The organism is Serratia sp. TSA_7 (assembly GCF_052692135.1).
In genome coordinates, this window is the sequence record NZ_JBQZFU010000006.1 from 237535 (window position 1) to 262218 (window position 24684).

Consider the following 24684-nt stretch of genomic DNA (forward strand, 5'->3'; position numbering starts at 1 on the left):
AAAAGCCTTCTCAGCAATCTTTGCCAAAAAACAGATAACCACATCCGGGTGACGTTCTTGAGAGGAGCACGATTTATGCCAAACCCTAATGAAAATTACAGCCCAAAGCTGTGTAACGACGATCTGGCGCCAACGCGCGATCAGAACTGGAGCTGGTACAACATCTTTTCCTTCTGGATGTCGGATGTACACAGCATGGGCGGCTATGTGGTAGCCGCCAGCTTCTTCGCCCTCGGTCTGTCGAGCTGGCAGGTACTGATTTGCCTGCTGGTGGGGATCTGTATCGTGCAGTTTTGCGCCAACCTGGTCGCCAAACCCAGCCAGCTCGGCGGCGTGCCTTACGCCGTGCTGAGCCGCCAGGCATTTGGCGTGTTCGGTGCCAATATCCCGGCGGTGATCCGCGGGATGATCGCCTTCGCCTGGTACGGTATACAAACCTATCTGGCTTCCAATGCGCTGATGCTGACGTTGCTGAAATTCTTCCCGTCGCTGGAGCCGATGACCCAGCCGCATTTCCTCGGGCTGTCGCAGCTTGGCTGGTGTTGTTACATCACCATGTGGGTGTTGCAGGCGATGGTGTTCTGGCATGGCATGACGGCGATCAAGCGTTTTATCGATATCGCCGGGCCGGCAGTTTACGTGGTGATGTTCGCGTTGGCCGGCTGGATTGTATACCGCGTCGGTTTCTCCAACCTTTCCCTCACGCTGGCGAGCAAAAACCTGAGCGCCGGTGAGCAGGGTTGGCTGATGCTGACCGCCACTGCGCTGGTAGTGTCTTACTTCTCCGGCCCGTTGCTGAATTTCGGCGACTTTACCCGCTACGGCAAAAGCTTTGCCGAAGTGCAGCGCGGCAACCGCTGGGGCCTGCCGTTCAACTACCTGCTGTTCTCGCTGGTCACCGTGGTGATCGTTTCCGGTACCCTGCCGCTGTTCGGTCAGTTGATCACCGATCCGATCGAAACCGTCACCCGTCTCGACAGCGATATCGCCGTGGCCCTTGGCCTGCTGACCATGATTGTCGCCACCATAGGCATCAATATCGTGGCCAACTTTGTGTCGCCGGCGTTTGATTTTTCCAACTGTTCGCCGCAGAAAATCAGCTTCCGCACCGGCGGGATGATCGCCGCCGTGGGCTCTTTCCTGCTGACGCCGTGGAACCTGTTCCAGTCGCCCGAGCTGATCCACTACACGCTGGACGTGCTGGCGGCCTTTATCGGCCCGCTGTTCGGCATTCTGCTGGTGGATTTTTACATCATCAAACGTGGCGAACTGCACGTCGACGATTTGTACAACGCTACGCCGGGGGGACGTTACTGGTATAAGAACGGTTTCAACCCGAACGCTATCTGGGCGCTGGTGCCGTCGGTGATTATCGGGCTGGCGATCAGCTTTACGCCCAGCCTGCATGAGGTGGCGAACTTTAGCTGGTTTATCGGTGCCGCACTGGGTGGGGGATGCTATCGGATCATTGCCCGCCGCGAATGGGCAGCCAATCAGTCAGTGACCTTCGCTAAAAGGCAGTTGAGCAAAGATTAAAACAACGAAGCCCTGAGTTATTGCTAACTCAGGGCTTCTTAATGTTGGCGGAACGGACGGGGCTCGAACCCGCGACCCCCTGCGTGACAGGCAGGTATTCTAACCAACTGAACTACCGCTCCGCGCCGTTCAACTCTTGCGAGAGGAACGAGGCGCATATTACGGTTGAGCTTCTATTCCGTCAATGCCTTTTTCTTACGAAATTAACCGTTTGCGCAGTTTTTCAGCTAAGGCGGTTAAAAAGCACGTTTTCATGCCGGGAACGCCGTTATTCCGCTTCCGCACGCCACAGGCAACTGCCGCCCTTTTTCGCCACCAAATCCAGTCGCGCCTCATGGGCAACCACTTCTGCATCGCTGGCATAGACCACTTTCATCGCCGTCGCCGGACGGACAATGCGCTGTATATCCTGCGTCGAGTCGTTATGCTGCGTGTCGCCTTCCATCTGGAACGCCATCGACGTCTGGCCGCCGGTCATCGCCAGATAAACTTCCGCCAGGATCTCGGCATCGAGCAATGCGCCGTGCAGCGTACGCTTGCTGTTGTCTATCTCATAGCGGCCGCAAAGGGCGTCAAGGTTGTTGCGCTTGCCCGGGAACAGGCGGCGCGCCATCAACAGGCTGTCGGTGATGGTGCAGAAGGTGTCGGTCTTCGGCAGCCCCTTCTGCAACATGCGGAATTCGTGATCCATAAAGCCGATGTCGAACGACGCATTATGGATGACTAACTCACCGCCACGAATGAAGTCGATGAACTCATCGGCGATTTGGTCGAACGTGGGCTTATCCGCCAGGAACTCGTCGCTGATGCCGTGAACCCCGTAGGCTTCAGGATCCACCAGCCGATCAGGTTTGACGTAAACGTGATAGTGGCGGCCGGTCAGGCGACGGTTAATCACTTCCACTGCGCCAATTTCAATGATGCGGTGGCCTTCGTAATGCACCCCGAGTTTGTTCATACCGGTGGTTTCGGTATCGAGGACAATCTGTCTGGTGGTTGTAGAGATCATATTGCAGTGCTCACAGCGCTCGTTTATGTCAGACTTGGCTTTTATAAAACCGATAGGAAGAGTCTACCAGAGATGCTCAAACAGGTAGAAATTTTCACCGACGGCTCCTGCCTTGGCAACCCGGGCCCCGGTGGTTACGGCGCTATACTGCGCTATAAGCAAGTTGAGAAAACCTTCAGTGCGGGTTACCGCCTGACCACCAACAATCGCATGGAGCTGATGGCGGCGATTGTCGCGCTCGAAGCCCTGACCGCCCCCTGTGAAGTGACGCTGAGCACCGACAGCCAGTATGTGCGCCAGGGCATTACCAGTTGGATCCATAACTGGAAGAAGCGTGGCTGGAAAACAGCCGATAAAAAACCGGTCAAAAATGTCGATCTTTGGCAGCGGTTGGACCTGGCGATTCAGACCCACACCATCAAGTGGGAATGGGTTAAAGGCCACGCCGGCCACCCGGAGAACGAACGCTGCGACGTGCTGGCGCGCGATGCGGCCGGCAACCCCACGCAGGATGACGTGGGTTACAAACCGGAAAATTAAGGCAGCTTGCGGTAACTCTTGGTCGCGCCGACGGCGCGGCTGAGAGCCGGTTTTCTGGCCCCTACCTTCATCGGCGTTGGCGTCAGCGGCAAAGTACGTTTACGCGCGACAATCACGCTCATGCACCCCAACGCCGGCAAATGCGTACTTAAAAACGTCCCGCCTTTGCGCTGCCACGGCAGTACATGAAAGCGCGCCTGATGCAGCACTTCATAATTCAACAGGCTGAGCCAGTCCAACAGGCGCATTTGGGTAAACATGCGGCTGACATAGGGCTGACGATGACGTAATCCGGGCACCAGCTTGCCCAATCCCAACAGGCTGAACGGGTTGAAACTGCTGATCACCAGCCAACCGTCGTCAATCAATACGCGATCGACTTCGCGCAGCATACGGTGCGGATCGTCGGCATAAGACAGCGTATGCGCCAGCAGGCAGGCATCTACCGATTTGGCGGCGAACGGCAGCTGGTAAGCATCCGCCAGTACCTGCAGGTTTTCCCCTTTCAGGCTCACATTCACCTGATGCGAAATGGCGCACTTGTCGGTCGCCAGGCTGGCGCTGAGGTTACCGAGTTTCAGCAGGTGAAAACCGAACAGCTTCGACCACCAGGGTTGCAACTGCCGCTCGAGCGCCTCACGATAGTATTCCCCCCACGGCATTTCCGCCCAAGACTGTGGGCCGGCGAGCTTTTCTAGAGTATGGGCTGGTTTCATGATTTATTATCTTCTTTCAAGCCGTTGCCAACATGAGGTCCAACATGAATCTTATCAGCATTCCCGCCTTCCAGGACAATTACATTTGGTTATTGGATAACCAACAAGGGCATTGCGTCCTGGTCGATCCCGGCGAAGCGCAACCGGCGCTTGACGCGTTGGAACGCCTGAATCTGAAGCCTGATGCCATTCTGCTGACCCATCATCATCACGATCACGTCGGCGGCGTAGCGCAAATTGCGGCGCGCTATCCTGGCTTGAAGGTCTATGGCCCGCAGGAAACGGCCGACAAAGGAGCAAATCACATCGTTCATGACGGTGAAACGCTCGAAATCAACGGCCGCCAATACGCCGTTATCGCGGTTCCCGGACATACGCTGGGCCATGTAGCATTCTATAGCGCACCTTATCTGTTCTGCGGAGACACGATTTTCTCTGCCGGCTGCGGCAGGCTGTTTGAAGGAACGGCCGAGCAAATGTACAACGCATTTCAACAACTCGCGCAACTTCCCGATAACACCTTAATTTGCTGCGCGCATGAATATACTCTTTCAAATCTTAAGTTTGCGCGCGCTATTTTGCCGGAAGATCGAGAGATTGAAACATATCAACAACAAGTCGAAGCGTTAAGGGCAAAAGGCCAGCCCAGCGTCCCTGCAAGGCTACAAACAGAGCGTAAAATTAACCTATTTTTACGATGCCATGACACTGATTTACAAAAGAAATTAGGCTTTTATACACCACCAGACCATCTTCATTCGGTTTTTTCCGAATTACGCCTGCGGAAAGATAACTTCTGAGCTTTTAGTTGTGTTATTTGACGAAGCAAAGTATGATTGCTCGTCTTTTAAGCAACTATATTGACACACACATGAAGGCTAAAGCGATATTTCTCGCCTCAGTCTTGCTAGTGGGGTGCCAGTCATCCAGGCAGGATGCACCGGCCCCAGAACAGCATGCACAGAGTTTGTCTTCGGCAGGTCAAGAAGGTGAAGCAGGAGAGTACACAGCGAATGGTCGAGCGAGCTCGGCGCGGTGGCTAGATAACAATAGTGGTGCCGCGCAACAGAACCTGTGGAACTTCATTAGCGACGAGCTGAAGATGGAGGTTCCGGAAAATTCCCGGATCCGTGATCAAAAAAGAAAGTACCTAAAAAGTAAGAGCTATCTCCACGATGTAACATTACGGGCAGAGCCGTACATGTACTGGATAGTCGGGCAGATTAAGAAACGTAATATGCCGATGGAACTGGTACTGCTACCCATAGTGGAGAGCGCTTTTGACCCACACGCCACGTCAAGTGCCAACGCCGCAGGGCTATGGCAAATCGTGCCGCAAACGGGTCGCAATTATGGTTTGAAAAACAACCAGTGGTATGACGGGCGACGCGATGTCGTGGCCTCGACGACTGCTGCGCTTGATATGATGCAGTACTTGAACCGCATGTTTAACGGTGACTGGTTATTGACCATTGCCGCTTATAACAGTGGTGAAGGCCGTGTCATGCAAGCGGTTAAGGCAAACAAACGCCAGGGTAAGCCAACCAATTTCTGGGCATTGTCGCTTCCGCGTGAAACGTCAATTTATGTCCCGAAAATGCTGGCGCTGAGCGACATCATTAAAAACAGCAAGCAGTACGGCATCAATCTGCCAAAGACTGATAACACCCGTGCGCTGGCTCGTATTGATGTCGGACAGCAAATACAGTTAACTCAGGCGGCTGAGATGGCTGGGCTTTCAATTACCAAGATGAAAGCTTATAACCCCGGTTACAAAAAAGGCGTTACGGCACCCAACGGGCCCCATTACATTATGGTTCCTAAAGGAAATGCCGATCAGCTGAAAGACTCGCTGGCCGATGGCCAAATCGCGGTGACTCAGCCAACGACGCAGTTGGCGAAGAACAGCGGCTTGTCTGGTAGCAGCTCGTATAAAGTGCGCTCCGGCGACACGGTATCGAGCATTGCCAAGCGGTTGAACATTAAAACCAGCGATTTGCAGAGTTGGAACAACTTGCGTGCCAAGAGCGCTTTAAAAGTTGGGCAAACCCTGCAAGTGGCCAGCAACACTGACAGTAACAGCAGTATCACCTATCAAGTTCGTAAAGGTGATTCGCTTGCCAGTATTGCACGTCGTCATCGCGTCGATATTACCGACGTGATGCGTTGGAATTCAACGCTCGGCAAAGGCAACAGCCTGCAACCCGGTCTGAAACTGACCTTGTTTGTAAGCAACAAAATGACGCCGGATACCTAAATTTTCGGCACAAAAAAAGCACCCTTCGGGGTGCTTTTTTATTGGCTGAATGCTGAGCGCTCATTACCAGTGCGGCTTGTCTGCCTCAGGATGAAACTCCACCAGCAGAGGGTTATGATCCGAAGCGCTGGTCACCAGTACGGATGCCTCCGCGACCCCCATATTGCGATAAAAGACAAAGTCCAACGGGCGGCCAAAAGCTTTCCGGCGGTGATCGTCGGTGAAGTTCACTTCGCGCAGCGCCATATCGCTGGCGAACTGATACAGCGCATTGATGCGTTTGCGGCTCCAGGCATTAAAATCCCCGGCCATGATCACCGGCCCATGGTGATTAGCAATTTGCTCACCGATTGGCCCCAGTTGCTTACTGTATACGTCCACACCCAAGCTAAAATTCACCGCATGGATATTTACCACCATCAGCAGTTGGCCGTTAAACAGCGGATAGACGGTAATCAAGGCCGACTTGGCTAACCGCAGTAGCGGTTCACGCTCACGCAGCGGGCAGCAGTAAACCGGGTGGGCCGCCGCCAGCGTCATCACGCCGGAAGGATGTTGAGGCAACGCAAATGCCGGCACCTGATCGGCCGCCAGATAGTTGGCAGTGGCAAAGCTCACCAGTTCAGGCGTAGTTTGCGCTTCTTGCAACAGCACCAGCTGTGCATCCTTGCCATAGTTTTTCAGCACCGAGAGCCAGTCTGCCCGCTGCTGTTTAAAGATATTCCACACCATCACCCGCAACGCGCCTGCCGTGGGCAATGCGGCCCCGGGCGGCAGCGGCTGGTTGATGGCACCAGGGAAAATTCGCTCAACTGGCTGGCCTGCAACATACCTCATTGCATAAGTTCGTTTCGGCACGCTATTCGCCTATTTCCCATGAGGATGAAACTGACGGTGACATTCCCGCCAACAATGAATCTATTATACGCCTGCCCTCACCTGACAGCATGGCTTTTGCGGGGTATATCCTTTTCAGTTATAGGGGCCTGAAACAGGGAATTCAATGTTCTGACAGTATATGTATGTAAAGGTTAGCGACGATGAGTGAGAAATGCGAAAAGGCCCGCAAAATGAACTGCGGGCCTGAATAGCGTGAGAGCATGGGGATCAGGCAGGCTGCTGCTGGTACTTCTGATCCAGACGCCCGCTAAGGCCAACCAGCAACAGGGCCACCAGCACGATCAACGCGCCAATCCACGGCGTTTGCGCCAATCCCAGAGTAGCTACGGTCTGGCCGCCAATCACCGACCCCAGCGCAATGCCCACGTTAAATGCCGCAATATTCAGACCGGAAGCCACATCCACCGCGTTCGGCGTGTACTGCTCGGCTTTCTGCACCACATACACCTGCAAACCCGGAACGTTGCCGAAGGCAAACACGCCCATGACGATCACCGTTATCAACGCGGCAATGCTGTGGCCGGCAGTGAACTGGAACGCCAGCAGCAGAGCGGCCAATGCGGCAAAGATAAAGCTCAGCGCTCGCACGGCGCCATGACGATCCGCCAGTTTTCCCCCCCAGATGTTACCGAACGCCACCGCAATGCCATAGGCCAACAGGATCCAGCTTACCGTCGGAGCGGAGAAACCCGCCAATTCCTGCATCATGGGCGCCAGGAAGGTAAAGGTGGTGAACACGCCGCCGTAACCGAGGGCGGTGATGGCGTAGATCAGCAACAGGCGCGGATGGGTAAGCACTTTAAACTGCTCGCCGATACTGGCGCTGGCCTGATTCTTGATATTGTTCGGGACCAGAATGATGCTGGCCACAGTGGCAATAACGCCAATCAGTGATACCGCCAGGAAGGTTTCGCGCCAGCCGAAGTGCTGGCCGATAAAGGTCCCCAACGGCACCCCGGTCACCAGCGCCACGGTCAGGCCACCGAACATGATGGCGATCGCCGAGGCGGCCTTCTCTTTCGCCACCAGGCCGGTCGCGATAGTAGAGCCGATTGAGAAGAATACGCCGTGCGCCAGGCCGGTCAGCAGGCGAGCAACCACCAGCGACTCATAGCCTGGAGCCTGCCAGGCCAGCAGGTTGCCGAGGGTGAACAGCACCATGAGACCGATCAGCAGCAGCTTGCGCGGCACGCGGCCGGTCAATGCCGTCAGCACCGGTGCGCCAATCGCCACGCCGATAGCATAAATGGTTACCAACAGCCCTGCAGAGGGCACGGTAACGCCAAGTTGCTCTGCGATGGTCGGGATCAAGCCGACTATCACAAACTCCGTGGTGCCGATAGCAAAGGCACTGATGGTCAATGCAAGTAATGCGAGAGGCATGTTTATTTACTCCAAATAGCGTTCAGGTTGATGACGGCTATTATCTGCCCATGCTTAAATGATAAAAATGCTCAAAGTTTCAAATTAATTTTGCCAATGGAGCAACAATGAAGGCCAATTCCGATGAGTTGATCACTTTTGTCACCGTGGTGGAAAGCGGCAGTTTCAGCCGGGCGGCTGAGCGGCTGGAACAGGCCAACTCGGTGGTCAGCCGCACGGTCAAGAAACTGGAAGCCAAGCTGGGCGTGACGCTGCTAAATCGCACTACGCGGCAAATCAGCCTGACGCAGGAAGGGGAAAACTATTTCCGCCAGGTGCAGAAGGTACTGAGCGATATGGCGGCGGCAGAAAATGCGCTGATGGAAAGCCGCCGGCGCCCGCAGGGGCTGCTGCGTATCGACGCCGCTACGCCGGTGGTGCTGCACGTATTGACGCCGCTGGTGGCGGAGTTCAGGGCTCGTTACCCGGAGATGTCGCTGTCGCTGGTGTCGTCAGAGAACTTTATCAACCTGATAGAACGTAAGGTGGATATCGCCATCCGCGTGGGTGAACTGAGCGACTCCACCCTGAAGGCGCGTAAACTGATGACCAGCTATCGGCGCGTGCTGGCCTCCCCCGCCTATCTGGCGCAGTACGGCACGCCGCAGACGGTGGAGGCGCTGGAACGGCATTGCTGTATCGGTTTTAACGATCTGCCCAGCCTGAACCGCTGGCCGCTGGCCTGTACCGACGGCCGTCAACTGGAAATCACGCCGGGGCTGACCACCAACAGCGGTGAAACCCAGCGTCATCTGTGCCTGCACGGTAACGGCATTGCCTGCCTGTCGGATTTTATGATCGATGCGGATATAGTACGCGGCAATCTGGTGCCGATTCTGGTGAAAGAGACCCTGCCGGTAGCGATGCCGATCAATGCGGTGTATTACAGCGACAGTGCGGTCAGCAACCGCCTGCGCAGCTTTATCGACTTCGTCAGCGAACGCCTGGCGCAATAAAAAAGGCGCCCTTGGGCGCCCTGATGCACATGTTCCGGAACGTTAATCCCAGTTCGGCGCCAGGCCTTCCGGGCTAACCAAACGGCCATTGCTTTCCAGCGTAGCCATCTCCGCCATTTCTTCCGCAGTCAGCGTCAACTGCTGCGCCAGCAGGTTGCTCGCCAGGTTTTCACGCCGAGTGGAAGAAGGGATCACCGCATAACCCAGTTGCAGCGCCCAGGCCAGGATAACCTGAGCGGGGGTCGCGTTGCGCCGCGCCGCGATAGCCTTGATGGTTTCATCCTGCAGCGCTTTACCATAGGCCAGCGTCATATAGGAGGTGATGGCAATGCCGTGCTGCTGAGCAAACTCAACCACCTGGCGGTTCTGCAGATACGGGGACAGCTCAACTTGGTTAGTCGCGATCTGTTCCGCACCTAAGGCATCGATCGCCTGCTGCATCAGGTCCAGGGTGAAGTTGGACACCCCGATTTGGCGCGTCAGCCCCAGTTTTTTGGCTTCCAGCAGCTCAGCCATAAACTCGGCAACGGGAACTTCGCCATTGGGTGACGGCCAGTGGATCAGCGTCAAATCGACGTAGGTTGTCTGCAGCTTGCTCAGGCTCTCTTGCAGGCTCGGGATCAATTTGCCCTTCGCCAGATTGGCGATCCAAATCTTGGTGGTGATGAACAACTCGTCGCGCGGTATGCCGCTGGCGGCAATTGCCTGGCCCACCGCCGCTTCGTTTTCGTAGATCTGCGCGGTATCAATCGCGCGATACCCCAACTCCAGCGCAGTGCTGACCGAGTCGATCACGACCTGATCCTGAAGACGGAAAGTGCCTAAACCAAATGCAGGGATGCTCATAATGTTATTCTCTCATTAGGATGTTGATGCGATATGGGAGGATTATGGCAACTGTTTTGTTGATCAAAAACGCCCTATTGCGCATAAGACTTTTGATTCAACGGCAACAATAACCGGAGCGAGCGCCCCGGTTTGCAGGAATTACGCCCAGCGACGCAGGATCAACGAGGTGTTGATCCCCCCGAACGCGAAGTTGTTCGATTGCACGAACTCGGTATCAATTTGCCGATATTCACCCATGATGTAATCCAGATCGCCGCAGGCACTGTCCGGTTCACTGAGATTGATGGTCGGCGCAAAGCGGCCTTCGCGCATCATCTCCAGCGTCATCCAGGCTTCCAGTGCGCCGCAGGCACCCAACGTATGGCCAAAATAGCTTTTCAGCGAGGAGATTGGCGCGCGGTTGCCAAAAATCGCCGCCGTTGCCTGGCTTTCCGCTATATCGCCGCGATCGGTCGCCGTACCGTGAGCGCTGATGTAGCCGATATCGCCGGTCGCCAGCCCGGAAGCCTTCAGCGCCTGCTGCATGCAAATCTGCATGGTTTCCTGCTGCGGCTGAGTAATATGCGCCGCATCGCAGTTGGTCGCAAAACTGATAATCTCGCCGTAAATAGTGGCGCCGCGCGCCTGCGCATGCTCCAGCGACTCAAGAATCAAGGTTCCGGCCCCTTCGCCAATCACCAGGCCGTCGCGCTGACGATCAAACGGGCGTGGCGACATATCCGGGCGATCGTTTTGCTGGCTGGTCGCAAACAGCGTATCGAACACCGCCGCCTCCGAAGGACACAGCTCCTCGGCTCCGCCCGCCACCATCACCGTCTGATAACCGTGGCGGATGCTCTCGTAAGCGTAGCCAATCGCCTGGCTGCCTGAAGTACAGGCGCTGGAGGTCGGGATCACCCGTCCCCGCAGGCCGAAAAACAGGCCGGTATTCACCGCTGCGGTGTGCGGCATCATCTGCACATAAGTGGTGCCGGTGATATTGTTGGTGTGTTTTTCCGTCAGCATGGTGGCGAACTCGCTGACCGGTTTGGTGCTGCCGGTAGAGGAGCCGTAGGCGATGCCGGTCTCGCCGTTGGTCAACACCGCCTCACCCAGCAACCCGGCCTGCTCAAGCGCCAGTTCGGTCGCACGGGTAGCCAACAGTGAAACGCGCCCCATCGAACGGATGCGCTTGCGCGTATAATGCTCCGGCAGCACGAAATCATCGATCGGCGCGCCAAGGAGGGTGTTCAACCCCTGATACTCTTCCCATTGCGCCATATAACGCACCGCATTCTTACCCTGCTTCAGCCGGCCGGATACGTCCGCCCAGTTATTGCCGAAAGCGGTAACGCCCGCCATGCCGGTCACAACCACTCGCTGCGTCATACCATTCCTCCGTTAATGGAAATGACCTGCCGCGTTACGTAGCCGGCAATATCTGACATCAAATAGCTGGCCAGCCCGGCCACCTCTTCCGCCGAGCCCATGCGTTTGAGCGGGATCGCGCCCATCGCTTCTTTCAGCGCCGCCGGCTCCATGTCGATCATACCGGTGTCAATCAGGCCCGGAGCGATGCAGTTAACGGTAATTTTGCGTTTCGCCAACTCGACAGCCAGCGCCTTGCAGGCACCGATTACGCCGGCCTTGGCCGCGCTGTAGTTGACCTGCCCACGGTTACCCATTACGCCGGAAACCGACGACAGCGCAATGATTCGCCCGCCTTTGCGCAGGCCAATCATCGGCATGACGCAAGGGTGAAGCACATTGTAGAAGCTGTCGAGGTTGGTGTGGATCACCCCGTCCCAGTCCTCTTCGCTCAGTGCCGGGAAAGCGCCATCGCGGGTAATGCCCGCATTGTTCACCACGCCGTAATAGGCGCCGTGAACCTCAATATCTTGCTCAAGCTGCTCGCGGCATTGGGTGCGGTTGCTGATATCAAACTGAATCAAACGCCCTTGCCCGCCGGCGGCGACAATTTGCTGCAGCGTGAACTCTGCCCCGGTTTTATCGCGGTGGTAGTGAACGACGATCAAAAAGCCATCCGCAGCCAGGCGGCAGGCAATCGCCTGACCGATCCCTTTACTGGCGCCGGTGACTAAAACGGAACGCATCATGCGTTTCCCCTTAAGGTAGTCAATTGGATTATTTCTTGTTGATCAGGCTGATAGGTATTCAGCCTGCCCTGTGCGACCCGCACATTATCGATACCGATTTCACATTCGAAACTGGCCAGCTTTTCGTCTTTCAGCAGTTGCTGCACGCTAACCCGCAGTTCGCTGCCGGCAGGAAATACCGGCAGTTCGCTGTGGATGGCGCGCCCCCCGAGCAGCATGCCAAGCTGCGGTGGTTGGGCATGCTGCCTGCCATGCCAGCCGCTCCAGACGCCGATGGCCTGCGCCATCAGCTCAATGCCGTACCAGCCAGGCAGTGCGCCCTGCGCATCAAGAAAGGGGGCCAATACGCCGTCAGGGCTGACTGTCACCGCGCACTGAGCGTGCTCCTCGCCTACCTCAAGCACCCTTTCCAGCAGCACCATCGGTGATGCGTGGGGCAAATAATATTCCGCAGTGTGATAACGACTCATGGCGCATCCCCCAGCAACAGGCAGGCATTATTGCCGCCGAACGCAAACGAATTCGACAAGATAGCGCGCTGGCGCAACGGTTGCTGCCGGGAAACCAGACCTATCGGTGCCAGCTCGCCATCGCAGGGCGAAACGCTGAAATCCTGCTGCGGCAATGGCAATGGCTGGGTCAATAACAACCAGCTCAGCGCCGCTTCTACCGCACCGGCGGCACCCAGCGTGTGGCCGGTGAGGTGCTTGGTGGAGCTGCACGGCGTCTGCTCGCCAAACAGGCGATTCACCACCTGAGCTTCTACCCGATCGTTAAGCCGCGTCGCGGTGCCGTGAAGATTGATATACCCGATCTGTTCGGCGCTCAACCCCGCCTGCCGCAGCGCCATGTCGATAGCCCGTTCTGCACCGGCGCCTTCCGGATGCGGTGCCGACATATGCCAGGCATCGGAAGACTCACCGACACCCAGCAAGGCGACGGCTGCCGGCTCACGCGTCAGCAGCATGAGCGCAGCGGCCTCGCCAATATTGATGCCGCTGCGCCCGGCGGCGAATGGCGTGCAACGCTCCGCCGACAACGACTCCAGGCTGTTGAAGCCGTTGATCGGCATCTGGCACAGGCTATCGGCACCGCCCACAATCGCCGCATCCACCAGCCCGGCGTCAATCAGGCGTTTACCGCTGATGATGGCGCGTGCACTGGAGGAACAGGCGGTAGACAAGGTGTAGGCCGGGCCACGGGTAGCAAGAAAGGCGCTGAGGAACTGGCCTGGGTCGCCCAACTCCTGCTGCTGATAATCATAGCCCTGCGGCCACTGCCCTGCCTGATGCCGTTGCAGCGCCAGCTCACCTTCGTGAATGCCGGAAGTGCTGGTGCCCATGATCACCGCAACGCGATCGGCGCCGTAGCGGGCGATGGCCTCATGCACCGGTGCCTCGATTTGCGCCAATGCGGCCAACAGCAGACGGTTGTTGCGAGAGTGATGGCGTTTAAGCGACTCAGGAATGGCGGGCAGCTCGCCCTGTACGTTACCGAACCAGGAGGGCGCGCCGCCAAGCAGCCACTGCGTCTGCCTCTGCATGCCAGGCGCTACGCCGCGAGCCAAATTTTCCGCGATCTGCGGCAGACTGCCACCCAGCGCGTTCACCATCCCTACGGCAGTGAAATAGATCATTATTCGCTCCCCAGATTCTGAATGGTGATGCGGTAATGGAAAGCGGATTGGGTTATCGACAGCGGATTGCGTTGGCCATGGGCTTGCTGATAACGGATTTCACTGATCGTCGCGCCGCGATCGTCATACAGACGGCGCACCTCCGGCCGATCCTCCAACCGCCATCCTGCAGGCAGCAAGGGCTGCCAGTCGGCCGCTGGCCAATAGCTCAGCATGATATCGGCCAGCACCTGGTTGGCGGGCGGCAGTTCACCCACTTTGATCAACTGCTCGGTGTGGATCCCCTGGCGATCATAGGTCAGGTTGAACAAGCGGATGCCCAGCGGCGACATCCCCACCAGTTGCAGGCGGCGGCCGTCGGCATTGAGCAGCACCAGCATCGAATGCCGCTGTCCCTTCACTTCGGCGGTCAATAACTGCTGCTGGCTGATCGGTTGCTCTAACACCGGCGGCGGCAATGTCACCCGCGTGCCGGGTTTCAGCCACGCCTGCGGCAAGGTGGGATCCTGCGAACCGGCACAGCCGGCCAGCAGGGTTGCCAGCATTAACAGCATCATTCGTAAGCCGCGCATCAGGCTTTTCCTCTTTTTCTTTTCGTTGCTAACGTCAGCGGCGCCAACAGAAATGCCACGGCGATACCGCTGCTTAGTACAATGCCAAAACTGCTGATGGCCTGAGTATGGCTCAGTACCAGCATGCCAAAGGTCAGTTGGGTGGTGAAGACCGCCATAAAGATGGCGAACATCGAGGTGGTCGGCGTGCCCCGGGGATTGGTGAAGAACAGCGTATAGTTAATGCCGATCCCCAAGACCAATATCAACGCCAACAGCGAAAACAGATTCAGCGAATGGCCGCTCAGCGCCAGCACCGCAATGCCGCACCCCAGCGACAACAGCGTCGGCACCATGCAGCGCAGGCAGTGCCCCAACCCAAAACGCCACAGGTAGATCAGTGCGATCGCCGCCACCGACAGCGCCAGCAGGTACGAAAGATACAGCCGGTACTGGCCGAACAGTTCGCTGAATTCGGTTTTCCGGTCGATCCAACCGGTGCCCGGCACCTGCCCAGCCAATGCCTGCATCGCCGCGCTGTTTTGCACGCCGTTGACCGGAACCAGCGCCGCACTGCGGCCGTCAGGCAACGTCAGCCAAAGCAGACGCCAGCCCTCGCTGACCACGCTGTCCAGCCACTGTTGCGGCGTCACCCAATCAGCGGTCAAATCAGGCGTATTCAGCGTCAGTTCCGCCTGCTGCAACTGCGCCATCACCTGTGGCGCTATGCGTTGCAACAGGGCGACGTTTTCCTGCTGACGCTGATGCGAAGGCAGCGGCAGCAGGCGATAATCCGCCAGCACGCCTTGCCGTTTGGCCTGCGCCAGCTTGGGTTGCAACAACTCCAGCCGTTGCAGCAGTTGTTCACCATTGGCACCGTACACCACCAGCCATTTCTGATCGTTATGTTGGCCGGTCAACGCGGCGATACGTTGTTCTTGCTGCTGCAACGCCACCGGCAACGCCTGCAGTTGGCCGATATCGTCATCCACGTTCAGTTGGCTGAAACCGGCAATAATGACCAGCAACGCCGCGCCGGGCAGCCCATAGCGCAGCAGTGGCTGGTGGCGCCAGGCGTGCAGCCAACGAAGGATGAGCGCCAGCCCCGGTGCCGGACGCACCGGCAGCCGACGCGACAGCTGCGGATACCAGCAGATCACGGTAATGCAGGCGGCGCTCAGGCCTGCGGCGGCAAACACCGCCAACTGCTGCAGGCCCGGGAACGGCGCAATCAACAGCGCCAGATAGGCGACCACAGTGGTCAGCAGCGCCATCGACAGTGCCGGCAGCAGTTTTTGCAAACTGGCAAGCGGCGTCGACTGCTGCCCATGCACCCGGCGTTCGGTCAGAAAATAGAGCGCGTAATCTGCCGAAATGCCGACGATGCTGATGCTCAGCACCAGCGTCATCAAATGAATTTCACCAAACGCCAGCAGCGTGGCGACGGTGCCCGCCAAGGCGCCGATCCCCACCGACAGCGCACAAAGCAACAACGGCAGTACTGAGCGGAACATTAACAGCACCAGCAGGAAGACTCCCGCCACCGAGGCCAGACCAATGGTCGAAATATCGTGTTCAGCCTGCTGGCTGGCGTAGTTGCTGTAATAAAGCGTGCCGCGGTTCAACACCTCGGCGCCCGGCCAACGTTGTTGCAGTTGCTGTTGCAACGCCGTCAGTTTATCTACCGTGCTTCGTGCGCTGCCGATGTCATAAGAGGAAGCGCCAAGCTCGGCGTGCAGCAGATACCAACTGCGCCCCTGCGGGTCACGCGCCACCAGCCAGCCGTTTGATAAGCTCAGTGAACCGCCGTTGCGCTGCTGCGCCAACTGCGAACCACGCACCAACATCAGCGGGTCGTTAGCCAGTTCCTTGCCGCTGACGCCGGCGAAGGCCGAGTAAAGCTGGCCGAGGATCCACTGGCTTTGCGCCTCCGGCTCCTGCCTCAGCCGTTGCCGGGTGGCATCGTCCAGCAACACGTTGCGGTGCTGATAAAAAAATCGTCCCCACTGCTGCTGGCGTTGCGCGTCCATCGGGCCGCCAACCTGCTGCAATTCCGGCATCTGCCGCAATTGCTGCCACCACCAGCTCACTGCGGCGCTGTCCGCACCTGGCGGTGGGCTCACCAGCCACATCAATTGGCGATCGAGCCGGCGGCTGAAGCCGTCGGCCAGTTCATCGGGCACGCCCGCCAGTTGCTGCTTCGGCAATAACGCCAGCACACTGCTGTTGATCTGGCTGCGGGGCAGCAGCCAGCACAGCGCCGCGAGCAATATCAGGCAAATCGCCAACCAGCCAAAAGCCAGCCGCCGATGCTGTTCAGGACGCAAAACGCTGTTGCTCATCAACGGTCAGTTCCTGCGGCGCCGTACGTTGATTAAAGAAGCGAATGTGCGTGGCATCGCTTTGCATATCGTCGATATCAATGGTTTCCAGGAATTGCTCCCCATTGAGCGTAATGCGTTTGAACAAGCGATCGAGCGGCGTGGTTTTTGGCGTCAGTATCAACCGCCATTTGTTGCGCCCCAGATCGCTGAACTGCAAGGCAAAGTTTTGCTCCAGCGCCTGGCTGTCGGCGTGGAACAACGCGGTCAGCAGGTGGTTGAACTGGAACATCTGCGGATTGTTATCCACCGTCACCACCTGCGGAGGCTGGCCGGCCAGAGTTTGCACCATTCGTTTATCGTCCAGCAACAAGGTCAGCGGGAAAGGTTTCTGCTGTGACCACCACAGCCCTTTTTGTTGGGAAATCAGCAGTTCGCCGCTCGATTTCAGCGGTTTCGCCATACCGCTGATGCTGCGCTGTTGCTCGAACTCGGCACGCAACACCGGCTGTTGGCCGAATCGCTGCTGCAACTCCGTCAGCGTGACCGCCTGGGCGCTCAGGCTGAACAGGGCGAAGACCATCAATAACCAGCTTTTCATTGCTCGCCCCCGATGTTATCCAACAGTATCTGCGGTGAAACAAAGCACATCTCTTTGCTTTCGACATCCACCGCCACCTGGATACTGTGCCCGCGGGTGGTGGTTTTGCCGCTTTGCGCATCCAGGATACGGTAACCAATGCGCAGACGGTTTTCGTACTCCTCCAGTTCGGCGCAGACGATGATCCGTTGCTCAAACAGCACCGGCGCGATGTATTTCACCCGCGTATCCACGATCGGCCAAACATAACCCGAAGCCTGCATCTGGCGATAACCGTAATTGAACTGTTTCAGCAAGGCTTCGCGCGCGATCTCAAAATAGCGAAAGTAGTTGCCGTGCCACACCACGCCCATGGCGTCGGTATCATGGAACGGGATAGTCATCTCAATCCGGGTGGAAAAACGCGGATCCTCTTTTAGTTTCATGTCTCAGGCTCCTGTTGCGCCGACGGCCACGCCGCCAACTGCCAGAAATCGAAAAAATTGAACCAGTCGAGCGGCGCCAACAGGCAATAGTGCTCGAGCCGCGCGGCATAATTATCTACCGCCTGCTGCAATGCCTGGTGGCGTTGGGCGCGGGGTAGCAGCAGCGGATCGGCAAAGGGTTCGAAATACAGGTTCAGCCGCCCCTGTTGCTTGAGGCCGAACATCAGAAATACCGGGCAGCGCAGCGCGGCGGCCAGGATGAACGGCCCCTGCGGAAAAGGCGCCTGCTTGCCGAGGAAATGGCTCCACACCACGCGCGGCCGTTCGCCACGCTGATGTTTTCCGGCGGAGGTACGATCGCCGACAATCGCCACCCATTCACCGGCGTTTAGCTTGTCTTGCAGGCGCATGGCTGTTTCCGGGCCCAGCGAAGTGACCTGAATCAGATTCAGATTGGCACGCGGATTCACCTCTTTCATCACCTGGTTGAAGCGCTCGGCATGTTCGGTAAACACCAACGCATTGACCTTAACGCTGGCATCCAGCTCGCCCAGCGCACGACAGGACTCGATATCCCCCAGGTGCGAAGCCAGGATCAAGGTCCCTTGGCCGGAAGCGATCTGCCGCTCGAAGCCCGCGCGATCCACCAACTGAATGTCATGCAGTTCCCCCCGCCAGCTTGCCAGCTTATCGAGCATCGCATCGCCGAAGCGCATAAAGTGACGGAAACTGTTGAGCGGTGCGGGCAAGGCTTGTTGCCTGTCCTGTGCGAACTGCCGCAGGCGTTGCAGATAGTCGCGCGATGCTTCGCGCTGGGCGCGGCCGGTGAGCCAGAAGTAGCCAATCACCGGGTACAGCAGCAGTTGAAATGCCTGGCGGCCAAATAGCCGGTAAACCTGCAGCATGAGCCGGATGCCCCATAGACCATGGCGCTCTTCGGTTGCCGACCAGTGCAGTGATCTCGCCGGCTTGCGACGCAGCAGGCGTGGAATACGCGGCAACATGCCGAAAAACAAACGGGTGTGCATCCAGGAAATACGCAAGTTGTCGCGCAGCGCGTCAAAATGGGAAACGCCATCGGCCGGATAGGTGACGCGCGTCGGCAGGAAACGGCTCGGCACGCCTTGCCAATAGAGCCTGACCATCACCTCGGTATCGAAATCCATGCGCTTGCCGAGCGGGTGACTCGCCGCCAGCGCCAGCGTCGATTCCACCGGGTAAACGCGAAAACCGCACATGCTGTCTTTCAGCGACAGCGACAGGGTTTCTATCCACACCCATACGTGAGTGACATAGCGGCCATACAGCCGCGCCTTCGGTACCGAGCTGTCGTAGACCGGTTGACCGGAAATCAAACATTCGGGATGAGCGCGCGCTTCGGCGATCATGTCCGGGATATCGCTCAATTGATGCTGGCCGTCGGCATCCACCTGCAAAGCGTGACTGTGGCCCTGGCGGTGCGCCCATTGCAGCCCAGCGATCACCGCCGCGCCTTTGCCCTGATTTTGCTCCAGCCGCAGCAGTTGAACCCAAGGTAACTCAGCCGCCAACCGTTGTAATTCATCGGCGGTAGCGGCAGCGCTGCCATCATCCACCACCAGGCACGGCAAGCCATAACCGGCCAGCGAGGCAAGCACGTCGGCCATCATCTGCCCATGATTGAAACAAGGGATAACAATGCAAGGAGAGAACGGCGCGGTCACTGACATAGCGAAATCTTACCGCTGCTGGCGGTAGCCTCACCGAGGCGATAGCTGAACAACAACTTGTGGCGCGCCGGTTGCCATTCAAGCAGCAGCAATACGCTCTGCTCCGGTAACAAGGGCTGTTGAAACTTGACGACGTCGATACCTTTGAACGGCGCCTTGATGCCCAATAGCTGATGCGCATACTGCATCGCCCAGTTCACTTGGGCCACGCCGGGCAGGATCGGCTGCTCAGGAAAATGGCCGCGAAACCAAAACAGCCCCTCGGGCAGACGCAATAACAGGCTGGCGTGGGTCTCATCGCTCACCTGCTGTTGCAGTACCTCAGGTTGCATCATAAAAACAGCTCCTGTAGTTCGGCATAGGCGCGTTTGCCCTGCGGGTTAAGCGGGAGGACATCAATAATGCGCCAACTGCGCGGCAGCGCCACCGGCTCCAGCCAGCTGCGCAGCGCCTGGCGCAGTTCTCGGGTGAAAGTCCCTTCGGACACGCGTTGCCGGCGAGCTTCACCGTGCGGGGAAAGCACTATCACCGCCGCCAACAGGGTGCGCCCTCTTTGCTGGAGTGGCAGCACTGCGGCATCGGCGATCTCCGGCAAGGCTTTCAGGCGTCGCTCAATTTCCGTCAGCGACAGACGTTTCTCTTCTACCTTGATAATCCGATCGGCGCGGCCATCCAGCTGAAACAGCCGGCCATTCGGCGCGAGCTGGATAATATCGCTCAGCGCCGCTTCACCGCTATCAGGTATCAGCGGCGAGGCTACGTTGACGCTTTTATCCGAATTAACCCTTAGCTCAATGGACGTAAACAACCGCCAAAGCTTTGCCTCCTCGGTTTGCCTGCGCCAGGCCAGCATGCCGGTTTCAGTGGTACCGTAAATCTCCAGCGGCAGCACCTTCAGCATTTGCCGGGTAAGCTGCGCTTCGGCAAAGGTTAGCGGGCCACCGGCGGAAAACACCTGGGCGCAGGCTGAAAACGCCAACCGGTTATCCAAACGTTTAAGCCACGCCGGGCTGCTGACAAAAATCAGACGCCGTTCCTGATGCCTGGCAATCAGTTGCTCATGATATTGCGTCAGCTGCGCATCAAACGGCAGGCCGAGCGCCAGCGGCAGGAACAGGCGGAAACTCAGGCCGTACATATGCTGATGAGACACCGATGCCGCCACGCAGCAGCCCTGAAAGACTTCGCCCCACTCGGCGGCCAACAGTTCGCTCTCGCGATCCATGCAGGCGACAGATTTGATTACCGCCTGCGGCCGGCCGGTCGAGCCTGAGGTATAAAGAATAAATCGGGGATCCTGAGGCCAGGCGGGCAGCGGGATATCCGCCACAGAGTCCTCTGTCACGCTCAGAACCGGCGTACCGGGATTGAGAGGGAAATCGGTCAGCAGAGCGTCGTAATCCGCCCGCTGCTCTTTGAGGATAGCTTCACGCTGGTGGCCGAAGATCACCGGCAACCTGGCGGCATAAAGCGATGCCAGCCAGGCAACGGCAAAACGATAACTATCCTCAAAACACAGCGCCCAGCGGCGTTCTTCCCTGCCTGCCAGCCTTGCGGCCAGGGCGGCGACATCGCGGCGGAATTGGCCAAGGCGCAGTGCCTGCGGGCCACGCCAGGCAATAAGCAGCGAATCATCCCGATCCGCGCTGAGCCACTGGCTCATCGGTAAACTCAGGCGCGCCTGATCCTTTTCCTGACTATCCATTCAATACCCATTAATGCCCCCATCAGCAGATAACTGATGCCGCCGTTGTACAGCGTCCAGAGCGCTATATCGCCTGACAGGCAGGTTGCCAGCGCTATTGCGCCATTAACTATAAAGAACCCGCACCAGACCTGAGTCACCCGTCGGGTATAAGCCACGCCGGTGGCGTCTAATTGCGGTTCGGTAATTCGTGCCAGCCGTTCAACCACCGTGGGCGGCGAAAACAGGGAGTAGGCAAACAACAAAAGCAGTAAAACGTTGACCAACACCGGGTAATACAGCAACCAGTGGCTCTGTTTTAGCCCCCAACTGGCGAGTGCCAGCAGGGTACCTACTCCGGCTAACGCCTTGCCCAGCCACATGTGCCGGTGCAGGTTGCCGCGCAAAACCAACAGCCGCAACGCAAAAACCGCCGCCAGTAAGGGCGCCAGGATTGTGGTTCCCCAACGTGTCAGGCCGGCCCACACCGCCAGGGGGTAAAGCAACAGCAGCAGCCAGGTCAGGCTCTGCAGCAACCGCAAAACAGGGTTCAGCCAAGAAGCGGTTCTCATCTTAGCGCCGCGGTGTTAACTGTCTGATTTCAGCAGTTCATCGATAGCGTCAACCACGTCCTGCACGGTACGCACCGACTTGAACATTTCCGGCTTAATCTTCTTGCCGGTGGTTTTCTGCAGATGCACCACCAGATCTACCGCATCAATGCTGTCCAGCTCCAGCTCTTCGTAAAGGCGAGATTCCGGTTTAATATCATCAGCATCCAGTTCAAACAGTTTGACCAGCAACGCCTGAATTTGCAGGTAAATAGCTTGCTTATCCATGAAAACCTCTTATTTGCTACGCAGTGCAGAAACAAACTTCACCAGCGTTTCCACGGAATAAAAATGTTGGCGCATGTCTTCGCTTTCAGCTGACAGCACCACGCCATAACGGTTCTTTAATGCCAGGCCCAATTCCAACGCATCAATCGAGTCCAGGCCCAGTCCATCACCAAACAGCGGTGCTTCGGCGTCAATCTCCTCCGGCGTCATACCTTCAAGATTGAGCGTATCAATGATCAATTGCTTGATTTCGGTGCTCAATAAATTCATTCCACTATTTCTCATTATTTATAGAGTCTGACTGTAAAGCGTCAGTTAAATGCTGGGTTAATCTTCTTGCCGCAAGGGCGGGAGAAACGTCATCCGCACGAATAAAGGTACGAGTTTCGATCTTATCCTGAACGGTGATATGGAACTGAGGTTTTATCGGCGGAATGTTATACCATTTACCCTGTTTCGTCAGCATGGGCGGGCGACAGTGAATCTGTACCACCCTAATGTCACACTGGCTGCGCAGTGCTATATTTGCCGCCCCTCGCTGTAGTGTGAGAGCCTTGCCTGGCGAGGTACGTGTCCCCTCAGGAAAGATCAGGATAGTCCCGCCGCTAGCCAGACGTTGCCGGCATTGTTCCAGTAAACGATCCGACTCCGCATTGGCCAGGTAACCCGCCGCCTTTATCACGCCGCTGACAAACACATTATTCAGCAGGGCTTCTTTAACGATGCAGTCGCAGCGCGGCATGCGCGAAGCCAGCAACACATAATCCAGCAGGCTGGGATGGTTGGCGATCACCAGACAACCGCGATCCTCTTTGAGGCGCTCGGCACCGTCGAAACGGTAATCCAGTACGCCCAATAAGCGGGTAGTGCCCAGAAAAAAGCGAAAGCTGTTTCGGATCGAATTTTGCGTCAGTTGGCTGCGGCGCGCAGGATCGCGCACTGCCAGACGCATCAGGTTAAACCAGATGCCGGACAGCAACAGCCCGCCGAGGCCGAAAAGCGAAAAACACAAACCGGTGGCGATAATCCGCCAGAAACGGTTCACCCATGAAGATTGCTCGGGGATTTGTTCAGCAGGTATAACCCTGACCATCAGCGCTCCCACATCCAGCAGTGCTGCGGGCCAGGCACCGTGAATTCTTTATCTGCGCCAAGCCAGCCACGCAAAAATGACAGGCTCTGTGGTTCCTTACGGAGATCCAGGCCAGGCCTTACCGTACGACAATTCAATGAATTGCCGCTTTCAAGCAGCAGTGCGACCGCATAGGGGAAGGGATTCGCCGGAATGAAAGGCTGGTAAACCTCCGGTACGATACCGTCAAAATCAATTAATAGCACCCGCTCGGCACTGCCGGTGGCCAACACGGCCTGGGCTTCAATCATCCCCTGTTGAAAACTGTCCTCACCCGCAGCCAGTGAGGTGGTCGGTAAGGTATTCTTCGCCGTAATGGTCAACCACCCTGCTGCTGTGTTGTGCACCGACATGGCAAAATCTGTGGGTGACAATGGCTGTTCCTGATGCAGATGCTGAAGAATTTTGTGCGTACGCTCCAGCTCACCATGACGACTGGTAAAAATCGCCATATCCGCCTGATGGTCGTTTAATAAGATCAGCCCGCTCTCGACGGCCAACCGCGTTCCAGCACTCATCCGCCGTAGCGACATCATCGGTATATGGGAACATGCGGGTAACACACCCCGGTATTCAGCGGAAAAATGAGTATCTGTAGCCCACTGGCGCCATGCTTCACGCGTTCCACGATCGGGAGCCATCGCCCACCAACTGAGTATATTCATGCCGCCCGCCATTAATGCCATTACAGGTCATAAAAATTCCGTGCGTAAATTTATTATATTTAACCCAATAATGCATGCGCAAAATTCCTATTTTTGCTCGGAATATTCGATTAAATGATTAAGCTTAGTTATAGACGTAAGACAGAGAGAATTAAGCACCGTAAAATTATCACGATAAAAATCATCCATATTTATCGACAATGGTTCTTGTTGGTACCTTAATGAAGGTAACCCCTCGCCAAAAACATTATAATAGCTAATGTATTTATTATTTACTATCACTCAGGGAAAAGAGTATGAAACCCTTAACACGCATTTTAGTTGGCGTATTCGTCGCCGCTCTGGCTAGCGGCTGTGCAGGTACCGCTCCAGTGCAAAACATCAACCAAAGTATTGCCGGCAACCACAGCGAAGTTCAGGTACGTCGGGCTATTCTCTACGCCGGGCTGAACCGTGGCTGGATTATCAACCTGGTCAGTGAGGGTGTTATCGATGGAAAAATATTGTTGCGTGGCCACAGAGCCGACATCCGTATCTATGTGGGAAGCAACAATATGGATGCCAAAGAGGGCAAGCTTCATTCAAATTACAATCGCTGGGAGGCTAATCTGAATAAGGACATTCAGTTAGAACTGGCACGGCAGAATATTAAATAACATTCGGTAAGGTACATCACCCAGTAAAAGTAATGATGTCGGGCATATTATTCTTTGTGTTGGCGTTAAATTCAGACAATTATTTATCAATAAAGTCTCTCACCGCATAAAACACGCAACGATATTTCGATTATGACAAGTTTTCAATATGAAAAAGCCCTGAGTCATAGACTCAGGGCTTATC

Annotated in this window: 27 protein-coding genes and 1 tRNA gene; 6 read left to right on the forward strand and 22 right to left on the reverse strand. The window is 56.7% G+C overall.

Annotation, left to right across the window (positions count from 1 at the left end; all coding sequences use genetic code 11):
- Positions 1-75 precede the first annotated feature (75 nt).
- The gene (locus tag ACUTQW_RS19165; protein ID WP_004948989.1) at positions 76-1536 is read left to right on the forward strand and encodes an NCS1 family nucleobase:cation symporter-1; all 1461 of its coding nucleotides are present in this window, start codon (positions 76-78) and stop codon (positions 1534-1536) included.
- A 45-nt stretch (positions 1537-1581) separates the two neighbouring features.
- Here the strand turns inward: ACUTQW_RS19165 and ACUTQW_RS19170 are convergent.
- Together ACUTQW_RS19170 and dnaQ are read right to left on the reverse strand one after the other, a co-directional pair.
- Positions 1582-1658: transfer RNA gene (locus ACUTQW_RS19170), tRNA-Asp, on the reverse strand.
- 146 nt (positions 1659-1804) lie between these two features.
- The gene (dnaQ, locus tag ACUTQW_RS19175; protein ID WP_004948987.1) at positions 1805-2545 is read right to left on the reverse strand and encodes a DNA polymerase III subunit epsilon; all 741 of its coding nucleotides are present in this window, start codon (positions 2543-2545) and stop codon (positions 1805-1807) included.
- Positions 2546-2617: 72 nt separating this feature from the next.
- On the opposite strand from dnaQ, the gene rnhA reads away from it, so the two are divergent.
- Positions 2618-3085 (forward strand): ribonuclease HI, encoded by a 468-nt coding sequence (rnhA, locus tag ACUTQW_RS19180; protein WP_006323762.1) that lies wholly within the window; start codon positions 2618-2620, stop codon positions 3083-3085.
- Here rnhA and ACUTQW_RS19185 read toward each other — a convergent pair.
- Positions 3082-3801, reverse strand: coding sequence for a class I SAM-dependent methyltransferase (locus ACUTQW_RS19185; protein ID WP_006323760.1), 720 nt, complete (start codon positions 3799-3801; stop codon positions 3082-3084). The genes rnhA and ACUTQW_RS19185 overlap by 4 nt on opposite strands.
- Positions 3802-3845: 44 nt before the next feature.
- Here ACUTQW_RS19185 and gloB point away from each other — a divergent pair, with 44 nt between their 5' ends.
- Positions 3846-4601 carry a hydroxyacylglutathione hydrolase gene (gene gloB / locus ACUTQW_RS19190; protein WP_006323758.1) on the forward strand — a complete coding sequence of 252 codons (756 nt, stop codon included), beginning with the start codon at positions 3846-3848 and terminating at the stop codon, positions 4599-4601.
- 71 nt (positions 4602-4672) lie between these two features.
- Positions 4673-6058, forward strand: a complete 1386-nt coding sequence (gene mltD / locus ACUTQW_RS19195; RefSeq protein WP_170865750.1) for a murein transglycosylase D — start codon at positions 4673-4675, stop codon at positions 6056-6058.
- A 63-nt stretch (positions 6059-6121) separates the two neighbouring features.
- Here mltD and ACUTQW_RS19200 read toward each other — a convergent pair whose 3' ends face one another.
- Positions 6122-6916: an endonuclease/exonuclease/phosphatase family protein gene (locus tag ACUTQW_RS19200; RefSeq protein ID WP_013811593.1), complete on the reverse strand. Its 795-nt coding sequence runs from the start codon at positions 6914-6916 to the stop codon at positions 6122-6124.
- 249 nt (positions 6917-7165) lie between these two features.
- Positions 7166-8341 carry an MFS transporter gene (locus ACUTQW_RS19205; protein WP_020438499.1) on the reverse strand — a complete coding sequence of 392 codons (1176 nt, stop codon included), beginning with the start codon at positions 8339-8341 and terminating at the stop codon, positions 7166-7168.
- A 107-nt stretch (positions 8342-8448) separates the two neighbouring features.
- Between ACUTQW_RS19205 and yafC the strand changes: the two genes are divergently transcribed.
- On the forward strand, positions 8449-9336 hold the full coding sequence (gene yafC, locus ACUTQW_RS19210; RefSeq protein ID WP_006323752.1) for a DNA-binding transcriptional regulator YafC: 888 nt from the start codon (positions 8449-8451) through the stop codon (positions 9334-9336).
- A 42-nt stretch (positions 9337-9378) separates the two neighbouring features.
- Here the strand turns inward: yafC and dkgB are convergent, their stop codons facing one another.
- From dkgB to ACUTQW_RS19295, 17 genes are all read right to left on the reverse strand, one after another.
- Positions 9379-10182, reverse strand: a complete 804-nt coding sequence (dkgB, locus tag ACUTQW_RS19215; protein WP_006323751.1) for a 2,5-didehydrogluconate reductase DkgB — start codon at positions 10180-10182, stop codon at positions 9379-9381.
- Between the two features lie 141 nt (positions 10183-10323).
- Complete coding sequence (locus tag ACUTQW_RS19220) at positions 10324-11553, reverse strand: beta-ketoacyl-ACP synthase (RefSeq protein WP_006323749.1); 1230 nt, start codon at positions 11551-11553, stop codon at positions 10324-10326.
- Positions 11550-12281, reverse strand: coding sequence for a 3-ketoacyl-ACP reductase FabG2 (locus tag ACUTQW_RS19225; RefSeq protein WP_006323747.1), 732 nt, complete (start codon positions 12279-12281; stop codon positions 11550-11552). The genes ACUTQW_RS19220 and ACUTQW_RS19225 overlap by 4 nt, the downstream gene beginning before the upstream one ends.
- Positions 12278-12751: an ApeP family dehydratase gene (locus tag ACUTQW_RS19230; protein WP_006323745.1), complete on the reverse strand. Its 474-nt coding sequence runs from the start codon at positions 12749-12751 to the stop codon at positions 12278-12280. Before ACUTQW_RS19230 ends, ACUTQW_RS19225 begins: the two co-directional genes overlap by 4 nt.
- Positions 12748-13917 carry a beta-ketoacyl-[acyl-carrier-protein] synthase family protein gene (locus tag ACUTQW_RS19235; protein ID WP_006323744.1) on the reverse strand — a complete coding sequence of 390 codons (1170 nt, stop codon included), beginning with the start codon at positions 13915-13917 and terminating at the stop codon, positions 12748-12750. The genes ACUTQW_RS19230 and ACUTQW_RS19235 overlap by 4 nt, the downstream gene beginning before the upstream one ends.
- Positions 13917-14489, reverse strand: a complete 573-nt coding sequence (locus ACUTQW_RS19240; protein WP_006323743.1) for a DUF3261 domain-containing protein — start codon at positions 14487-14489, stop codon at positions 13917-13919. Before ACUTQW_RS19240 ends, ACUTQW_RS19235 begins: the two co-directional genes overlap by 1 nt.
- Positions 14489-16810 carry an MMPL family transporter gene (locus ACUTQW_RS19245; protein WP_208295314.1) on the reverse strand — a complete coding sequence of 774 codons (2322 nt, stop codon included), beginning with the start codon at positions 16808-16810 and terminating at the stop codon, positions 14489-14491. The genes ACUTQW_RS19240 and ACUTQW_RS19245 overlap by 1 nt, the downstream gene beginning before the upstream one ends.
- Positions 16785-17390 (reverse strand): LolA family protein, encoded by a 606-nt coding sequence (locus tag ACUTQW_RS19250; RefSeq protein ID WP_006323734.1) that lies wholly within the window; start codon positions 17388-17390, stop codon positions 16785-16787. Before ACUTQW_RS19250 ends, ACUTQW_RS19245 begins: the two co-directional genes overlap by 26 nt.
- Positions 17387-17815, reverse strand: a complete 429-nt coding sequence (locus tag ACUTQW_RS19255; protein ID WP_004948959.1) for an acyl-CoA thioesterase — start codon at positions 17813-17815, stop codon at positions 17387-17389. The genes ACUTQW_RS19250 and ACUTQW_RS19255 overlap by 4 nt, the downstream gene beginning before the upstream one ends.
- The gene (locus ACUTQW_RS19260) at positions 17812-19524 is read right to left on the reverse strand and encodes a glycosyltransferase family 2 protein (RefSeq protein ID WP_064798666.1); all 1713 of its coding nucleotides are present in this window, start codon (positions 19522-19524) and stop codon (positions 17812-17814) included. The genes ACUTQW_RS19255 and ACUTQW_RS19260 overlap by 4 nt, the downstream gene beginning before the upstream one ends.
- Positions 19515-19859: an ApeI family dehydratase gene (locus tag ACUTQW_RS19265; protein WP_004948957.1), complete on the reverse strand. Its 345-nt coding sequence runs from the start codon at positions 19857-19859 to the stop codon at positions 19515-19517. The genes ACUTQW_RS19260 and ACUTQW_RS19265 overlap by 10 nt, the downstream gene beginning before the upstream one ends.
- Positions 19856-21229, reverse strand: a complete 1374-nt coding sequence (locus ACUTQW_RS19270) for an AMP-binding protein (protein WP_006323725.1) — start codon at positions 21227-21229, stop codon at positions 19856-19858. Before ACUTQW_RS19270 ends, ACUTQW_RS19265 begins: the two co-directional genes overlap by 4 nt.
- Positions 21196-21780 (reverse strand): COG4648 family protein, encoded by a 585-nt coding sequence (locus ACUTQW_RS19275; protein WP_020438490.1) that lies wholly within the window; start codon positions 21778-21780, stop codon positions 21196-21198. Before ACUTQW_RS19275 ends, ACUTQW_RS19270 begins: the two co-directional genes overlap by 34 nt.
- Before the next feature lie 15 nt (positions 21781-21795).
- Positions 21796-22047, reverse strand: a complete 252-nt coding sequence (locus tag ACUTQW_RS19280; protein ID WP_004948952.1) for an acyl carrier protein — start codon at positions 22045-22047, stop codon at positions 21796-21798.
- Positions 22048-22056: 9 nt separating this feature from the next.
- Entirely contained in the window at positions 22057-22317 is a 261-nt protein-coding gene (locus tag ACUTQW_RS19285; protein WP_004948950.1) for a phosphopantetheine-binding protein, read from the reverse strand.
- A 4-nt stretch (positions 22318-22321) separates the two neighbouring features.
- Positions 22322-23140 carry a lysophospholipid acyltransferase family protein gene (locus ACUTQW_RS19290; RefSeq protein WP_004948948.1) on the reverse strand — a complete coding sequence of 273 codons (819 nt, stop codon included), beginning with the start codon at positions 23138-23140 and terminating at the stop codon, positions 22322-22324.
- Positions 23140-23856: a beta-ketoacyl synthase chain length factor gene (locus ACUTQW_RS19295; RefSeq protein WP_062791658.1), complete on the reverse strand. Its 717-nt coding sequence runs from the start codon at positions 23854-23856 to the stop codon at positions 23140-23142. The genes ACUTQW_RS19290 and ACUTQW_RS19295 overlap by 1 nt, the downstream gene beginning before the upstream one ends.
- Before the next feature lie 284 nt (positions 23857-24140).
- Between ACUTQW_RS19295 and ACUTQW_RS19300 the strand changes: the two genes are divergently transcribed.
- The gene (locus ACUTQW_RS19300; RefSeq protein WP_037432196.1) at positions 24141-24500 is read left to right on the forward strand and encodes a hypothetical protein; all 360 of its coding nucleotides are present in this window, start codon (positions 24141-24143) and stop codon (positions 24498-24500) included.
- The last annotated feature ends 184 nt before the right edge of the window (positions 24501-24684 follow it).

What these genes read in the sequence shown, in the direction of transcription:
- ACUTQW_RS19165 (WP_004948989.1), top strand. Translation starts at nt 76, where the DNA reads ATGCCAAACCCTAATGAAAATTACAGCCCAAAGCTGTGTAACGACGAT.
- dnaQ (WP_004948987.1), bottom strand. Translation starts at nt 2,545, where the DNA reads ATGATCTCTACAACCACCAGACAGATTGTCCTCGATACCGAAACCACC.
- rnhA (WP_006323762.1), top strand. Translation starts at nt 2,618, where the DNA reads ATGCTCAAACAGGTAGAAATTTTCACCGACGGCTCCTGCCTTGGCAAC.
- ACUTQW_RS19185 (WP_006323760.1), bottom strand. Translation starts at nt 3,801, where the DNA reads ATGAAACCAGCCCATACTCTAGAAAAGCTCGCCGGCCCACAGTCTTGG.
- gloB (WP_006323758.1), top strand. Translation starts at nt 3,846, where the DNA reads ATGAATCTTATCAGCATTCCCGCCTTCCAGGACAATTACATTTGGTTA.
- mltD (WP_170865750.1), top strand. Translation starts at nt 4,673, where the DNA reads ATGAAGGCTAAAGCGATATTTCTCGCCTCAGTCTTGCTAGTGGGGTGC.
- ACUTQW_RS19205 (WP_020438499.1), bottom strand. Translation starts at nt 8,341, where the DNA reads ATGCCTCTCGCATTACTTGCATTGACCATCAGTGCCTTTGCTATCGGC.
- yafC (WP_006323752.1), top strand. Translation starts at nt 8,449, where the DNA reads ATGAAGGCCAATTCCGATGAGTTGATCACTTTTGTCACCGTGGTGGAA.
- dkgB (WP_006323751.1), bottom strand. Translation starts at nt 10,182, where the DNA reads ATGAGCATCCCTGCATTTGGTTTAGGCACTTTCCGTCTTCAGGATCAG.
- ACUTQW_RS19220 (WP_006323749.1), bottom strand. Translation starts at nt 11,553, where the DNA reads ATGACGCAGCGAGTGGTTGTGACCGGCATGGCGGGCGTTACCGCTTTC.
- ACUTQW_RS19225 (WP_006323747.1), bottom strand. Translation starts at nt 12,281, where the DNA reads ATGATGCGTTCCGTTTTAGTCACCGGCGCCAGTAAAGGGATCGGTCAG.
- ACUTQW_RS19230 (WP_006323745.1), bottom strand. Translation starts at nt 12,751, where the DNA reads ATGAGTCGTTATCACACTGCGGAATATTATTTGCCCCACGCATCACCG.
- ACUTQW_RS19235 (WP_006323744.1), bottom strand. Translation starts at nt 13,917, where the DNA reads ATGATCTATTTCACTGCCGTAGGGATGGTGAACGCGCTGGGTGGCAGT.
- ACUTQW_RS19240 (WP_006323743.1), bottom strand. Translation starts at nt 14,489, where the DNA reads ATGCGCGGCTTACGAATGATGCTGTTAATGCTGGCAACCCTGCTGGCC.
- ACUTQW_RS19245 (WP_208295314.1), bottom strand. Translation starts at nt 16,810, where the DNA reads ATGAGCAACAGCGTTTTGCGTCCTGAACAGCATCGGCGGCTGGCTTTT.
- ACUTQW_RS19250 (WP_006323734.1), bottom strand. Translation starts at nt 17,390, where the DNA reads ATGAAAAGCTGGTTATTGATGGTCTTCGCCCTGTTCAGCCTGAGCGCC.
- ACUTQW_RS19255 (WP_004948959.1), bottom strand. Translation starts at nt 17,815, where the DNA reads ATGAAACTAAAAGAGGATCCGCGTTTTTCCACCCGGATTGAGATGACT.
- ACUTQW_RS19260 (WP_064798666.1), bottom strand. Translation starts at nt 19,524, where the DNA reads ATGTCAGTGACCGCGCCGTTCTCTCCTTGCATTGTTATCCCTTGTTTC.
- ACUTQW_RS19265 (WP_004948957.1), bottom strand. Translation starts at nt 19,859, where the DNA reads ATGATGCAACCTGAGGTACTGCAACAGCAGGTGAGCGATGAGACCCAC.
- ACUTQW_RS19270 (WP_006323725.1), bottom strand. Translation starts at nt 21,229, where the DNA reads ATGGATAGTCAGGAAAAGGATCAGGCGCGCCTGAGTTTACCGATGAGC.
- ACUTQW_RS19275 (WP_020438490.1), bottom strand. Translation starts at nt 21,780, where the DNA reads ATGAGAACCGCTTCTTGGCTGAACCCTGTTTTGCGGTTGCTGCAGAGC.
- ACUTQW_RS19280 (WP_004948952.1), bottom strand. Translation starts at nt 22,047, where the DNA reads ATGGATAAGCAAGCTATTTACCTGCAAATTCAGGCGTTGCTGGTCAAA.
- ACUTQW_RS19285 (WP_004948950.1), bottom strand. Translation starts at nt 22,317, where the DNA reads ATGAATTTATTGAGCACCGAAATCAAGCAATTGATCATTGATACGCTC.
- ACUTQW_RS19290 (WP_004948948.1), bottom strand. Translation starts at nt 23,140, where the DNA reads ATGGTCAGGGTTATACCTGCTGAACAAATCCCCGAGCAATCTTCATGG.
- ACUTQW_RS19295 (WP_062791658.1), bottom strand. Translation starts at nt 23,856, where the DNA reads ATGGCGGGCGGCATGAATATACTCAGTTGGTGGGCGATGGCTCCCGAT.
- ACUTQW_RS19300 (WP_037432196.1), top strand. Translation starts at nt 24,141, where the DNA reads ATGAAACCCTTAACACGCATTTTAGTTGGCGTATTCGTCGCCGCTCTG.